Annotated in this window: 11 protein-coding genes; 3 read left to right on the top strand and 8 right to left on the bottom strand. The window is 70.8% G+C overall.

Annotation, left to right across the window (positions count from 1 at the left end; translation table 11 throughout):
- Nucleotides 1-487: 487 nt before the first annotated feature.
- From KL771_RS21830 to KL771_RS21865, 8 genes are read right to left on the bottom strand one after another with little or no spacing between them, the layout of a single operon-like run.
- Nucleotides 488-2,275: a dipeptide ABC transporter ATP-binding protein gene (locus KL771_RS21830; RefSeq protein WP_261970629.1), complete on the bottom strand. Its 1,788-nt coding sequence runs from the start codon at nucleotides 2,273-2,275 to the stop codon at nucleotides 488-490.
- Entirely contained in the window at nucleotides 2,272-3,117 is an 846-nt protein-coding gene (locus KL771_RS21835; RefSeq protein ID WP_261970630.1) for a sulfurtransferase, read from the bottom strand. The genes KL771_RS21830 and KL771_RS21835 overlap by 4 nt, the downstream gene beginning before the upstream one ends.
- The gene (locus tag KL771_RS21840; RefSeq protein ID WP_261970631.1) at nucleotides 3,114-4,145 is read right to left on the bottom strand and encodes a hypothetical protein; all 1,032 of its coding nucleotides are present in this window, start codon (nucleotides 4,143-4,145) and stop codon (nucleotides 3,114-3,116) included. Before KL771_RS21840 ends, KL771_RS21835 begins: the two co-directional genes overlap by 4 nt.
- Before the next feature lie 8 nt (nucleotides 4,146-4,153).
- Nucleotides 4,154-5,152: a 1-aminocyclopropane-1-carboxylate deaminase/D-cysteine desulfhydrase gene (locus tag KL771_RS21845; RefSeq protein WP_261970632.1), complete on the bottom strand. Its 999-nt coding sequence runs from the start codon at nucleotides 5,150-5,152 to the stop codon at nucleotides 4,154-4,156.
- Nucleotides 5,149-6,531 (bottom strand): M20/M25/M40 family metallo-hydrolase, encoded by a 1,383-nt coding sequence (locus KL771_RS21850; protein WP_261970633.1) that lies wholly within the window; start codon nucleotides 6,529-6,531, stop codon nucleotides 5,149-5,151. The genes KL771_RS21845 and KL771_RS21850 overlap by 4 nt, the downstream gene beginning before the upstream one ends.
- Nucleotides 6,528-7,451 carry an ABC transporter permease gene (locus tag KL771_RS21855; protein ID WP_261970634.1) on the bottom strand — a complete coding sequence of 308 codons (924 nt, stop codon included), beginning with the start codon at nucleotides 7,449-7,451 and terminating at the stop codon, nucleotides 6,528-6,530. Before KL771_RS21855 ends, KL771_RS21850 begins: the two co-directional genes overlap by 4 nt.
- Nucleotides 7,448-8,290: an ABC transporter permease gene (locus tag KL771_RS21860; RefSeq protein WP_261970635.1), complete on the bottom strand. Its 843-nt coding sequence runs from the start codon at nucleotides 8,288-8,290 to the stop codon at nucleotides 7,448-7,450. Before KL771_RS21860 ends, KL771_RS21855 begins: the two co-directional genes overlap by 4 nt.
- The gene (locus KL771_RS21865; protein WP_261970636.1) at nucleotides 8,287-9,789 is read right to left on the bottom strand and encodes an ABC transporter substrate-binding protein; all 1,503 of its coding nucleotides are present in this window, start codon (nucleotides 9,787-9,789) and stop codon (nucleotides 8,287-8,289) included. Before KL771_RS21865 ends, KL771_RS21860 begins: the two co-directional genes overlap by 4 nt.
- A 195-nt stretch (nucleotides 9,790-9,984) precedes the next feature.
- On the opposite strand from KL771_RS21865, the gene KL771_RS21870 reads away from it, so the two are divergent.
- The 3 genes from KL771_RS21870 (at nucleotide 9,985) to KL771_RS21880 (ending at nucleotide 14,553) form a co-directional block, all read left to right on the top strand.
- On the top strand, nucleotides 9,985-10,689 hold the full coding sequence (locus KL771_RS21870) for an FCD domain-containing protein (RefSeq protein ID WP_261970637.1): 705 nt from the start codon (nucleotides 9,985-9,987) through the stop codon (nucleotides 10,687-10,689).
- A gap of 157 nt (nucleotides 10,690-10,846) precedes the next feature.
- Nucleotides 10,847-12,919: a hydantoinase/oxoprolinase family protein gene (locus KL771_RS21875; protein ID WP_261970638.1), complete on the top strand. Its 2,073-nt coding sequence runs from the start codon at nucleotides 10,847-10,849 to the stop codon at nucleotides 12,917-12,919.
- Nucleotides 12,919-14,553, top strand: coding sequence for a hydantoinase B/oxoprolinase family protein (locus KL771_RS21880; RefSeq protein ID WP_261970639.1), 1,635 nt, complete (start codon nucleotides 12,919-12,921; stop codon nucleotides 14,551-14,553). The genes KL771_RS21875 and KL771_RS21880 overlap by 1 nt, the downstream gene beginning before the upstream one ends.
- The last annotated feature ends 110 nt before the right edge of the window (nucleotides 14,554-14,663 follow it).

A 14,663-nucleotide genomic window follows, 5' to 3' on the forward strand; every position in this document is an offset into this window, starting at 1 on the left:
CCGCGGCCAGCTACCTCGGCTTCGTCCAGATCGCAGCCATCCGCCTCTGGATACGGGCATTTGTCAACAGGGCCTAGTTTTGGCTGCTGAGCAGCTCGCCTCGCTACCGCACGTATATTTGTGTTGCCGACGAAGCCGGTAAACCGGATGACGGGCTGCTTTCCCGATGCAGCAGCCCGAAGCCTGCGCGACAGCTTCCCACCCCATCGGAGCCATTCGCGCGTGCCTCAATTTAGAGGGCTATAGCGTAGGTGTAGTTCTCCGTTTCGTCGGCTTCGGCCCGCCACCCCATTCGCTCCCCCCCTCCCGATCCAGACTTCAATCCCGTGCCGGTCGGCTCGGGATGCCGGCGCGAAATCGTTGGGAGTGAGTCGACCTGTCCCTCGTCGACCGGGTGGCACCGCACATGGCCGGCGGCCGCCCCCTGCCACTTGTTGAACCCGCCGCCGACATCGATGCGGGCGGCCGCGGCGATCGCTCGCTCCCGTTACGCCAGCGGGTGATGGCAGGCGTAGCGGTGGCCCGCCGCGGCGGCGGTCATCGGCGGCGGGGTGGTTTTGCAGAGGGCCGAGGCGGACGGGCAGCGGGTCGAGAAGGGGCAGCCGCGCGGGCGGTCGATCGGGCTCGGCAGGTCGCCCGACAGCGGCGAGGAGCGGCGGCCGCGGGCGGTCTCGGCGGCGTGGGCGATGTCGGGTTCGGCGTCGAGCAGGGCGCGGGTATAGGGATGGCGTGGCGCGGCGAAGACCGCTTCCACCGGCCCCTCCTCCATCACCTCGCCGAGATAGAGTACCGCGACGCGATCGGCGAAGTGGCGCACCAGGGCGAGATCGTGGGTGATGAACAGGATGGCGAGGCCGAGCCGGTCGCGCAGATCGGCGAGCAGCCGGACGATCTGCGCGCGGACCGAGACGTCGAGGGCGGAGACGGCCTCGTCGGCGACGAGCAGGTCCGGCTCCACCGCCAGGGCGCGGGCGATGGCGATGCGCTGGCGCTGCCCGCCCGAAAAGGCCGCGGGGCGGCGGTCGATCATCGACCGGTCGAGACCGACCAGGTCGAGGAGGTCGCCGACCCGGCGGCGGACGTCGGCGCCGTGGGCGAGACCATGATGGGCGATCGCCTCGCCGACCAGCACGGCCACGTCCAGCTTCGGGTTGAGACTGGAATAGGGATCCTGGAAGACGATCTGGATGCGGCGGCGCGCCGCGGAGGGGGCGAGCCCGCCGCCGCCGGCGAACTGGATCGTGCCGGCGCTCGGCGTCTCCAGGCCGACGATGCAGCGGCCGATGGTGGTCTTGCCCGAACCGCTCTCGCCGACCAGCGCCATCACCTCGCCGCGCCGGACCTCGATGTCGACGCCGGCGACGGCCGTCACGGTGCGCCGGCCACCCAGGAAGGTTCCGCCGACCGGGAAGGTCTTGACGAGGCCGCGCACCTCGAGCAGCGGGGCCGACGTGCCGGCATCGCCGCCGCGCACCGCGCCGAAGCCGGCACCGCCCGGCAGCGCGTCGATCAGGGCGCGCGTATAGGGGCTCTGCGGCCGGCCGATCACCGTGGCGGTGGCGCCGGTCTCGACGATGCGGCCGGCGCGCATCACCGCGACATGGTCGGCGATCTCGGCGACGATGCCGAGATCGTGGGTGATGAACAGGACGCCGAGCCCCTCCTTCGCCTGGAGATCGGCGAGGAGATCGAGGATCTGGGCCTGGATGGTGACATCGAGCGCCGTGGTCGCCTCGTCGGCGACGATCAGCTTCGGCCGGCAGGCAAGGGCCGAGGCGATCATCACGCGCTGGCGCATGCCGCCGGAGAGCTGGTGCAGATACTGGCGCGCCCGGCGCCGCGGCTCGGGGATGCCGACCCGGTCGAGCAGGCCGATCGCCTCCTCTCCCGCCGCCCGCCAGCCAAGGCCGCGATGGCGCACGATCCCCTCGGCAATCTGCTCGCCGACGGTCAGGACCGGGTTCAGCGCCGTCATCGGCTCCTGGAAGATCATGCCGATCTCCCCGCCCCGCAGCGCGGCCACCGCCCGCGGATCGGCCAGATCGCAGTCGCGGCCGTCGAACCGCATCTGCCCGGACCGGCAGCGCGCGCCGCCCGGCAGGAGGCCGAGCAGGGCCGCAGCGGTCAGCGACTTGCCGGAGCCGCTTTCGCCGACCAGCGCCGTGACCCGGCCGGCCGCGACGTCGAATGCGATGTCGGCGACGGTCGGCTCCGGCCGGCCCGGAAAGCCGATCGTGAGATTGCGGACGGAGAGGAGAGGCTCCGCGTCGTTCATCCGGCGGTTCCCAGGTCGGGGCCGAGATCGGCCGGCAGATCGCAGCGCTCGGCCCATTCGTGCCAGGAGCCGACGAAGACGCGGCCCGCCTCGGCGAAGCCGGCGAGGCGCAGTCCGAACAGGGCGGTCGCCGCGCGGGCGCCGCGATGGCAATAGACGACGACCGGGGTTTCGGGCGTGAGGCCGACCGCGCGGGCGCGCGCCGCGATCTCCTCGGTCGGGCGGTAGTGCCCGTCGACCAGGAGGTCTTCGTAGAAGAGCAGCACCGAGCCGGGGATGCGGCCGGCGCGCGCGCAGCAGGGATGCACGAAGCTGCCGGCATGCTCGGTCGGCCGGCGCACGTCGAGAACGACGGCGCCCGGCGGCAGGTTCACGACCTCGTCGATGCCGGCGAGCAGGTCGCGGCGCGGCGCCGGCGGAGGCGTTTCGCCCGTGCCGCGCGCGATCGCACCCTCCGCGCCGATGCCCGGCGCCACCGGTCCGCCGGCCGCCACCCAGGCGTCGAAGCCGCCGTCCAGGATCAGGCCGCCGTCGAGCCCGGCAAAGCGGTGGAACCACAGGCCGCGCGGCGAGACCATGCCGGTCTTCGCCTCGAAGAAGACGACGGTCCTGGCCTCGGTCGCGCCGATCGCCGACAGTCCGGCCCAGGTCGCCCGTTCGAGATCGGCATGGCCGGCCGCATCGCTCGCCGGCACGAAATAGCCGTAGACGTCGAGCCGCACGGCCCCGGGGATGGTGGCCGCCTGCCAGTCGGCGGCATCGCGGGTATCGACCAGGATGAGGCCCGGTTCGCCCAATCGGGCCAGTAGATCCGCGGCGGAGATGGTGATCGATCCGGTCATGGGGCCTCCCAGGGGCGATCGAGGAGCGTCAGCGGCGTGCCGAGGCCGAGCGCTTCGGCACGGGCGAGGACGCGGGCGGCAAGGGCCACGTCGAAGACGTTGAGGCCGAAGGACGAGACGTAGACCGCCGCATCCGGCCCGGGGCGTGGCGCGCCGGCGAGCATGGTGGCGAGATCGGCGGTCACCCGTTCGGGCGAAAAGCGGCCGACCCGGTACATCCGGAACAGGCTCTTGCCGCTCGCCTCGGCGAAGGGTCCCCAGAGATCGACGAAGACCTGCGTGGCCCGATCGATCGCCGCGAAGGGCGCCTCGTGATGGCCGATCTGGGCGACGAGACGACCGGGGCGGACCGCCTCGACCGGCAGCACCGGCTCCAGAGCCGCCGTACAGGCGAGTACCGCGTCGGCGCCGTCGAGCGCCTGATCGATGTCGGCGGCGATGCGGACCGGGAGCCGGGCGGCGAAACGCTCGGCGAGGGCCTCGCCGCGCGCCGGCGTCCGGTTCCAGAGCCGCAGTTCGGCGAGATCGGGGGCGAGGCGCGGCCCGAGCGCCGCCAGCATGGCGAGGTGGCCGGCGGCCTGCTGGCCGGCGCCGAGCACGGCGATGCGGCGCAGCGGCCGCGGCGCGACGGTCTCCAGCGCCAGGGCCGTGACGGCGGCGGTACGCATCACGGTCAGGCCGGCGCTTTCGACGATGCCGATCGGCCGGCCGGTCAGCGCGTCGTTGACCGTCGTGGTCGACAGGATCGTCGGCGCGCCGTCGTCGAGCGGCGGGCGGTGGGCGGTCCATTTCAGGCCGGCGACCGGCCGCGCGCCGTCAAGGCGGGCCGGCAGCGCATAGGCGCGCGCGCCCTGCATCGGCGGCTCCAGGGGCCCGAGTCCGACGCTGATTTCAGCCGGCATGGTGGCGCGACCGGCGGCGATCTGGGCGAAGCCGGCGCGGACATCGTCGAGCGCGGCGGCGAAGTCGCCGCCGCCCGCCGCCAGCACGTCGGCGCGTCCGAGCCAGCGGATCGTCACGGGCTCCATGGCGGGCCTCACGAGGCCAGCAGGCTGTCGGCGAAGGGATAGAGCGCCGGGCTGCCGCCGCAATGGACGAAGATCACCCGCGCGCCGGGCGGCAGCGCGCCGGAGGCGACGAGGCCGAACAGGCCGTCCATCGCCTTGCCGGTATAGACCGGATCGAGCAGCACGCCCTCGGTTCCCGCCAGCCGGGCGACCGCCGCGTTGCCGCCGGGGCTCGGCACGCCATAGGCGGAACCGACGTAGCCGTCCTCGATCTCGAGCGCCGCCGGCTCGATCCGCTCCGGCCATTCCAGGAGGGCCGCGGTGTCGTTGGCCATCGCGGCGATGCGCGCCTGGAACCAGGCACGATCGCGGCTGACGCTGATGCCGATGATGCGGGTCTGCGGCCAATGGCGCGCGGCGCCAAGCGCCAAGCCGGCGAGCGTCCCGCCGGAACCGGCCGGCGCCACGATGGCATCCGGCGGCGGCAGGCTCTCGGCCTTCAACTGCGCGTCCATCTCTTCCACCGCACGCACATAGCCGAGCGCCCCGGTCGGGGTGGCCCCGCCGAGCGGGATGATGAAGGGCACCTTGCCGGCCGCGCGGGCGGCTTCGGCATGGGCGGCCATGCGCGGCTCGACCAGGGTGAAATATTCGGTCGGCTCCAGAAATTCGAGCGTGGCGCCGAACAGGCGGTCGAGCAGCAGGTTGCCCTGATAGGCGGTCGGCGGATTGCCGCGCAGCACCAGCACGGCCTCCATGCCGAAGCGGCGCGCGGCCGCCGCCACCATGCGGGCGTGGTTCGACTGGTGGCCGCCGGTGGTGATCAGGACATTGGCCCCGGCAGCGACCGCCTCGGCCATCAGGAATTCCAGCTTGCGGACCTTGTTGCCGCCGCCGCCGAAGCCGGTGAAGTCGTCGCGCTTGAGGGCCAGATCGATGCCGAGTTCGGCGGACAGGCGCTTCAGGGGCTCGATCGGGGTCGGCATGAAGCCGAGCGCGAGGCGCGGAAAATCGGCCGGGGTTTTCATGGGGCGGACCTTTCGTCGGCGCGGGTGCGGCTCTCATCGGCGATGGCCGGGAGCCATGTGAGCAGGGAGGAGAGGAAGCGGTCGATGCCTTCGAGGGTGACGAATTCATCGATGCCGTGGGCGTTGCCGCCATGGCCGAGGCCGCCGATCAGGAAGGCGGGGGCGACGGCTGCAAACGCATAGGCGGGCGCTGCGCCGATTGCCCAGGGCCAGACCTGCGGATCGGCGCCATGGGCGCGATAGGTGGAGACGAGCGCCGCCACGCCGGGCGCGTCGGGCGCGAAGGCGATGCCCGGAAAGCCATCGTCCTCGCGCATTTCGACGTCGGCGCGGCCCGCGTCTGCGAGTCGAGCCCGGAGTTCGGACAGAACCGTCTCCGGTGCGGCACCCGGCGGCAAGCGGAGTTCGAAGCGGGCTTCTGCGGCACAGGGGATCACGCCACGCGCATCGAACGGATCGGTTGCCAGCCGGGACAGGCTCAGGACGGCGCTCGTCAACACATGTTCAAGCCGTTCGGCCGGGCTGCCCGGAATGGCGAAGCGCTCGGTCTTGCGAAAGGCCAGTTCGGCATCGGGATCGAAGGTGGCGGCGAGCGCGTCGAGCATCGGCCGCCAGGCCGGCGCCAGGGGCGTCCGGAACAGGAATCCGGTCGGCGGTTCGGCCAGCGTTGCCAGCGCCTCGACGAGGCGCCACGCCGGATTGGCGATCCAGGGCGCGTTGGAGCCGTGGATCGCCGCCGACGGTCCGCCCCAGGCGCCGCCGGACGATCGCAACATGCCGTGGACGATCCCCTTGAAGCCGCAATAGACGCGCGGCCGGCCGCCGCCATATTCGCAGAAGGACGGGAACAGCGCGGCCAGAGCCGGCCGGACGGGGGTATCGGGTCGATCAAGATAGTGCCGGAGGGCGCGGCTGCCGCTTTCCTCCTCGCCCTCGATCAGGATCTCGATATCGGCATCGAGCGCATCGGCGGCGATCAGGGCTTCCAGCGCCACCAGCATGCCGGCCAGCGGTCCCTTGTTGTTCTCCGCGCCGCGCCCGACGAAGCAGGGCCCCAGCCCCGGCCGATCGACGATGCCGCCCGCGAAGGGCGCGACCGACCATCCCTCCGGCGGCGCCGGCATCACGTCATACATGTTGTAGAGCAGGATGCGCCGGCCCGTGCCGCGATCGATGCGGGCGTGGACGACCGGCGGATCGAGGGCCAGCCCCTCGGCAACGATCGTGGCGCCGAGCCGGGTCGTCAGATGCGCGACCAGCAGGTTCGCCATCCGTCTCAGGCCCGCCGGATGGCCGGCGACGCTCTCGATCGCCGTCCAGCCGGCGAGAAGATCGAGCGTTTCCGTGCGCAGGCGCGCCAGATCGAACGATGCGCTCACAGCCGGATCCTCGGATTGAGCAGCACGTAGAGAATGTCGACCAAGAGGTTGGTCACCACGAAGACGGCCGCGGCCAAGAGCACGATCGACTGGGCGAGCGGGAAGTCGCGGTTCTGGATCGCCTGCACGGCGAGCCGGCCGATGCCGGGCCAGGCGAAGACGATCTCGGTGACCAGCGCGCCGCCAAGCAGGGAGGCGAAATACATCGCCTGGACGGTGACCACGGGAATGAGCGCGTTGCGCAGGGCATGGCGTATCACCACCCGCCATTCGGAGAGCCCCTTGGCGCGTGCGGTGCGGACATAGTCCTGGTCGAGCGCCTCGATCAGGCTGGCACGGACCAGACGCGTGACGGCGCTCATGTAATAGGCACCGAGTGCGATCGCCGGCAGCACGAGATGCCGCGCCTCGCCATAGCCGCCGGTCGGCAGCCAGCGCAGCCGGAGCGACACGAACAGGATCAGCAGCAGGCCCAGCCAGAAGACCGGGATGGCCTGTCCCGACAGGGCGATCGCCCGAACCAGGAAGTCGATGATGCCGCCGCGCCAGACCGCCGCGGTGGTGCCGAGCACGAAGCCGACCGCGGTGCTCCAGGCGAGCGCGACCACGGCGAGCAGCGCGGTCGCCGGCAGGCGTTCGCGGATCAGTTCGCCGACCGGCCGGCCGAAGCGCAGCGATGTGCCGAAATCACCGTCGAGAACGATCCGGCCGATCCAGCGCAGATATTGCACCGCCCAGGGGTCGTCGAAGCCCATGGCCTGACGGAAACGGGCGATCTCCTCGCGGGTCGCGTCGGGCGGCAGCATCAGCGCGGCCGGATCTCCGGTCAGGAAGAGACAGAGAAAGACCACCAGCGAAACGCCGACGAGGACAACGGCGGCGAGCGCGAGACGATGGGCGAGGAACGCGGCCAATCTCATGCGACGCGCGCCTCCGTCCGCCGGATCAGTCCGTCGCCGAGGAAATTGAAGCCGACCACCAGGATCGCGATGGCGACGCCGGGCCACAGCACGAGCCAGTCGGCGACCAGCATCAGCGAGCGCCCCTCGCCGATCAGGTTGCCGAGGCTCGGGGTCGGCGGCTGGACGCCGAGGCCGAGGAAGCCGATCGAGGCTTCGAGCACGACCAGGCGCGGCAGGTCGAGCGTGAGCAGGACGATCTGCGGCGTCAGGATGTTGGGGAGAACGTGGCGGAGCAGGATGCTGCGCGTCGGCAGGCCGAGGCTGCGGGCGGCGGCGACATAGTCGAGTTCGCGCACTTCGAGCGTGCGCGCCCGGGCGACGCGGGCGAAGATCGCCCAGCCGGTCACGCCGAGCACGGCGATCTGATTGAAGACGCTCGGCCCGATCACGGCGACGACCAGCAGGATCAGGAGGATGAACGGGATCGACAGCTGGATGTCGACCGCGCGCATGATCACGGTATCGACGATGCCGCGGAAATAGCCGGCGACCAGGCCGAGCAGCGTGCCGAGCGTCACGGAGACGAAGCCGGCGATCAGCACGATGACCAGCGACAGGCGCAAGCCCGACAGCAGCCGGGCGAGCAGGTCGCGCCCGAGTTGGTCGGTGCCGAGCGGATACCATTGGCCGGCGACCACCGTGCCGGGCGCCTTCATCGAGGCGGCCAGCGCGCCGCGCAGCGGATCGACCGGCCAGAACCAGGGGCCGACCGCCGCGGCGAGGATCACCGCGACGACCAGTCCCCCGCCGACCCACAGGTCGACGGACATGCCACGCAGAAGCGCGAGGCGGTTCATTTCACCACGCGGATGTCATAGACCGGGATGCGGGCATCCGGACGACCGCCGAAGGTCACCGACTTCGCCTTGCCGTAGAGCGAATCCTCCCGGTAGAGCGTGATCAGCGGCACCGACTCGGCGACGTGGTCCTGTATCTTGGCGAAGATGGCTGCCCGGGCTTCGGTCGCGATGGTCTTGCGGCTCTCGTCGAGCAGCGCATCGAGCGCCTTGTCGGCGACGGTCGAATAGGGCTCGCCCGATTTCAGGATGGCGTAAAGCGCGGCGTCGGCATCGAGCGTCTGGGTCGAGCCCCAGGCGAGCATGTAGATCGGCGCCTGCTTGCCGGCGGGGACCTGCTGGGCATAGACCGACCATTCCGGCACTTCCAGTTCCGCCTTGACGCCGATCGCCGCCCATTGCTGGACCACCGCCTGCGCCACCTCGGCCGACGAGATGTAACGACGCGGGGCCTGGAAGCGGATGGTAAAGCCGTTCGGATAGCCGGCCTCGGCGAGGAGCTTCTTGGCGGCGGCCGGATCGTAGGCCGGCGTCGGGATGTCCTTGTAGCCGGCGTCGAACGGGCTGACCTGGGTGCCGGTCAGCGTCGCCTTGCCCTTTAGGATGTCGACGGTCAGACCCTTGCGGTCGATGGCGAGCGACAGGGCGCGCCGGACACGGACGTCGTCGAGCGGCTTTTCGGCCGACTTGAGACCCAGATAGATGGTCAGCCCGCCATTCTTCACGTCGACCACGTCGGCCGCGCCGGAGGTCTTCAGGGTGTCGACGAGTTCGGCCGGCACGCTTTCGATGAACTGCACCTCGCCGGACAGCAGCGCCGCGATGCGGGCGGTGGCCTCCGGGATCGGCCGCCAGACGACCTTGTCGATGGCCGCCTTGCCGCGCCAATAGGTCTCGTTGGCGACCATGGTGACATGGTCGTCGGGGACGAACTCGGTCACCTTGTAGGGGCCGGTCCCGACCGGACGGCGGGCGAATTCGGCGGCGCCGACCTGCTTCACATAGGCGGGCGGCACGATATAGGCCGGATAGCGGCTGAGCCGGGTCGGCAGCAGCGGATCGGGACCGTTGGTGCGGATGCGCACGGTCAGCGGGTCGACGACATCGACGCCAGCGATGGTGCGCACATAGGAGATGGTCGGCGACTTGGCGGCCGGATCGAGGACGCGCTCGAAGGTGAATTTCACCGCCTCGGCGTCGAAAGCCTCGCCATTGTGGAACTTGATGCCGGGGCGGAGCTTGATCTCCCAGGTCGCGTCGTCAAGCGCCTTCCAGGAGAGCGCAAGGCCGGGCACCAGCTTCATGTCGGCATCGCGCAGAACGAGCGTGTCGAAGACGTTGTCGACCAGCGTCGCAGCCTCCTTGAGGAAGCCCGGATCGAAGGTCGCCGGCGAGGCCGGGCGCCCGATCACGAGTTCCGCACCGCTTGCCGGCGCGATCGACACCAAGGCCGCGGCGAGTGCCGTGGCGGCCAGGAGACTACGGGAGAAACGCATCATCTTGCCCTCCGTCGCGACCGTCGCTCTGCCCCGCGGACCGATCCGTGGACCCTGACGTCGGCTGACTGCGTTGCATGATATATCGTGTATCAGGCTTGCTCAATGGGGCGCCATGCCCTTATGTTCGGCAGCGACAGAATGATTTTTCGTCCCGGCGCGGGCTTCGAGACCCCCGCCCGGACACTGGAGGTTCGCGTGGATCTACCGGCCGCGCCGAAAGGCGGATTGAGCGGCTTCGTCGAGGCGACGCTGAAGCAGCGCCTGATGGAAGGGCGCCTGATGCCGGGCGAACGGCTCGTCACCCGCGATCTGGCGGCGCGGCTCGGCACGAGCCCGACGCCGGTGCGCGAAGCCTTGCTGAAACTCGTCGCCGGCGGCGCGCTGGAGATGGCGCCGGCGCAGGCCTTCACCGTGCCGGTGCTGACGGCGCGCGAATATGCCGAGATGGCCGACATCCGGCGCACCGTCGAAGGTCTCGCCGCCGAGCGCGCCACCGCCGTGATGACGCCGGCACGCCTCGCCCGCCTGGGCGAGATCAACGAGGCGCATCGCGCCGCCCGCCGCGCCCATGACGTGGGCGAGGCGTTGCGCCTGAACCAGGCCTTCCGCTTCACGCTCTACGAGGCGGCCGACATGCCGAACCTGATCGACATCATCGAACGCCTCTGGCTGCGCATCGGGCCGAGCCTCAACCATCTCTACCCGCGACCCGACGAGGTCGATCTCGGCCGCCACAATTACGACGACCTGCTCGACGCCCTCGCGGCGCGCGATGCCGCCGCGGTGCGCGGCGCGATCGAGCGCGCGATCGACGCCGGAACCCGCATCTTGCTCGCCAATCTCGAAGCGGCCTCGTCGAAGGAGCCGCGGCGGGGGCCGCAGCCGGTGCATTTCTTCTGACGACCCGGCGTCCGTTCCGGCGGGCGCCCACGGGAATTCGGATCCGAGACCGATCGACGACGGGGCGTGCGCCAACAGACCGCGCGCCGCGAACGAGGACTTGCGTGCCCGACCCGAAGGCGGCTCGCCCCGCATCGGCCCCCTCGGGACCGCGAACATGAGGACGCGACACGGCATGACCTGGCGCATGGGCATCGATTCCGGTGGCACTTTCACCGATGTCTGCATGTTCGACGACGAAACCGGCGACATCCGGGTGTGGAAGGTGTCGTCGACCCCCGACGATCCCTCGCGCGGCATCGTCCAGGGCGTCGAGGACGGGCTCGCCCGGCTCGGCATTCCGGCCGCCGCGCTCGGCTTTCTCGGCCATGGCACGACGGTCGGCACCAATGCGCTGATCCAGCGGCGTGGCGCGAAGACGGGTCTCGTCACCAATGACGGCTTCCGCGACCTGCTCGAAATCGGCCGGCAGAAGCGGCCCGATCTTTACGATCTGCAGGCCGACAAGCCTGAAGTGCTGGTCGGCCGCGCCTTGCGGCTGGAGGTTCCCGAACGCATCCGCCATGACGGCGCGGTCGAGACGGCGCTCGACGAGGCAGCGGTGCGCGATGCTGCGCGGGCTTTCGCTGCGGCCGGCGTCGCCGCGGTCGCAGTCAGCTTCCTCTACGGCTTCGTGCGTCCCGAACACGAAGCCCGCGCCAAGGCGATCATCGAGGCGGAATGTCCCGGTGTGTTCGTGTCCGCCGGCCATGAGGTGGCGCCGGAGTTCCGCGAATACGAACGCCTGTCGACCACGGTGGTCAACGCCTATCTCGGTCCGGTGATGGAGGGCTATATCCGCCGCCTCGACGCGCGGCTCGCCGAACTCGGCCTTGCCATCCGCCCGCTCCTGACCCAGTCGAACGGCGGCGTCATCGGCTTCGACCAGGCGGCCCGGCTGCCTGTCCGGACCGTCCTGTCCGGCCCGTCGACCGGCGTCGTCGCCATGCAGGCGATCGGCGCGACGACCGGTTTCGACCGGATCATCACCTTCGACATGGGCGGCACGTCGAGCGACGTGGCTCTGCTCCGCGACGGGCGCTGCCAGCTTGCCAGCGAGGCCGTCGTCCACGGCTATCCGATCAAGGCGCCGATGCTCGACATCCATACGGTCGGCGCGGGCGGCGGCTCGATCGCCCATATCGACTCGGGCGGCCTGCTGAAGGTCGGGCCGCAGAGTTGCGGCGCCTTCCCGGGCCCCGTCTGCTACGACCAGGGCAGTATCGAACCGGCCGTCACCGACGCCAATGTGGTGCTGCAGACGCTGAACCCGACCCATCTCCTGGCCGGCCGGATGGCGATCCGCCGCGACCTGTCGCACGCCGCGATCGAGAGGCTGGCGCAACGCCTCGGGCTCGGCACCATGGAGACCGCGCAGGGGATCATCTCGGTGGTCACCGCCAACATGGCCCGCGCCATCCGGGTGGTCTCGGTGCAGCGCGGCCACGACCCGCGCGACTACGCGCTCGCCGCCTTCGGCGGGGCCGGACCGCTGCATGCCGCCCGTCTCGCCCGCGAACTCGGCATGTCGCGAGTGATCGTGCCGCGCTTTCCCGGCATCCTTTGCGCCATGGGCCTGCTGCTGACCGATCTGCGCGCCGACTTCGCCGCGACCCGCCTGCTCACCCTGGAAGAGGCCTCGCTCGACCCGCTCGAAGCGCTCTTCGCCGGCCTCGCCCGCGACGCCGACGCTTGGCTCGCCGCCGAGGGCCTGCCGGCCGCGGCGCGCCGCCTGACCCGCACCGTCGACATGCGCTATCGCGGGCAGAACTACGAACTGCCGGTGACCCTGCCCGACGGCCCGCTCGGCCCCGCAACGCTCGACGCGCTCGCGCGCGGCTTCGAGGCGCTGCATCGCGAGCGCTACGGCTTCCTGGCCGAGGGCGAGACGATCCAGATCGTCACCGCGCGGATCGAGGCGGCCGGACTGGTCCCCAAGGCGCGATTCGAGCCGCGGTCCGACGCCGGCCCGGATGCCTCGGCGGCCCTTACCGGCCGGCGCGATGTCTGGATGCCCGAGGCGGGCGGTTTCGTCGCCACGCCGGTCTATGCACGCGAACGGCTGGCGCCCGGCAACCGCATCGAAGGTCCGGCGATCATCGAGCAGATGGACACCACCACGGTGGTGCTGCCGGGCATGACCGCCCGTGTCGACGCCTACGAGACCCTGATCCTGGAGGACGGCCGGTGATGAGCGATGCGTTCCCTTCCGCCGGCACGGCTCCCGCGATCGATCCGATCACCGTCGAGGTCATCGGATCTGCGCTCGTCTCGATCGTCGAGGAGATGGGCGAGACGCTGGTGCGGTCGTCCTATTCGACCAACATCAAGGAGCGGCGTGACTGTTCGACCGCGCTCTTCACGCGCGACGGCGAGACGCTGTGCCAGGCCGAGCACATCCCGATGCATCTCGGTTCGTTCATCGGCATCGTGCCGGCGATCCTGGCGCGCCACCCGCTCGACGCGATGCGCCCCGGCGACGTGTTCATCGGCAACGACGCCTATGAGGGCGGCGGCACCCATCTGCCCGACTTCGTGCTCGCCGAGCCGATCTTCGTCGATGGTGCGATCATCGCCTGGGCGGTCAATACCGCCCACCATTCCGACTTCGCCGACCGCGGCCATGCCCATATCTTCCAGGAAGGCCTGCGCATCCCACCGATCCGGCTGAAGCGGGCGGGCGAGATCGTCGCCGATGTCGAGGCGCTGATCCTGCTCAATTGCCAGGTGCCGCGCGAGCGGCTTTCCGACCTCCGCGCCCAGATGGCGGCGAACCGGCTCGGGGTCGCACGCCTGCAGCAACTCGCCGTCCGCTACGGCACCGCCCGGCTGCTCGCAGCCGGCGCCGCGCTGATGGCCTATGCCGAGCGCAAGATGCGCGCCGGCCTCGCCGCCATCCCGGACGGTGCGTGGTCCTTCACCGATGTCTTCGACAATCCCGAGATCGACGGCGAACTGGCCTTCTCGCTGACGCTGACCAAGCGCGGCGAGACGGTGCATCTCGCCTTCGACGCCCCACCGCAGCAGCGCGCCGGCTTCAACATGACCTTCACGGCCCTGCTATCGACCGTCTACTACGCGGTCAAGGCGGTCGTGGATCCGTCCATCCTGCCCAATGCCGGCCTGGCCCGGCCGATCACGGTCAGCGCCCCTCCGGGCAGCGTGCTCAACTGCCGGGCGCCCGCGGCGGTCTTCAACCGCATCGGCCCGTGCCAGCGGGTGGTCGATCTCGTTTTCGGCGCCTTCGCCCAGGTGGTGCCGGAACGGGTCACCGCCGCCGCCTGCGGCACCGTGATGGTGGCGAGCTTCGACGGCGTCGATCCGCAGACCGGCGAGACCTGGATCTATCTGGAGACGATCGGCGGCGGCGGCGGCGCGCGATCGGCCAAGGACGGGCTCGACGGCATCCAGGTGCATATGACCAATACCTCCAACCTGCCGGTCGAGGCTCTGGAGATCGAGTATCCGCTGACGGTACTGCGCTACGAACTGGCGGAAGGCTCCGCCGGGCCGGGGCGGCAGCGCGGCGGGATGGGGCTGCGCCGCGTCTATCGCGCCGAGACCGACTGCCGGATCGAGATCGACACCTCGCGCCTGCGGTCGGCGCCATGGGGCATCGCCGGCGGCGGCAAGGGCGCCGGTTCGGCAGTGGACCTCGGGGCCGGCGCTGCACCGCTGGTCGCCGGTCGCGGTACACTGGCCTCCGGCGGCATCCTGACCCTGGTGACTCCCGGCGGCGGCGGTTATGGGGACCCGCGTGAGCGCATGTCCGCCGCGACAGCCCGCGACCGTGCCGACGGCCTGACCGTCAAGGGCGATCGTTGAACGTCGTATGACCGTCCGAGAGGCCCGGCGCCGTCGACCGCTTCACCCATGGCGGCGACCGCCGGGGCCTTCTGCGGACCGTCGTCATGGCCGGGATCGCCAACCGGCAG

This window comes from Prosthecodimorpha staleyi, assembly GCF_018729455.1.
Lineage (GTDB): Bacteria > Pseudomonadota > Alphaproteobacteria > Rhizobiales > Ancalomicrobiaceae > Prosthecodimorpha > Prosthecodimorpha staleyi.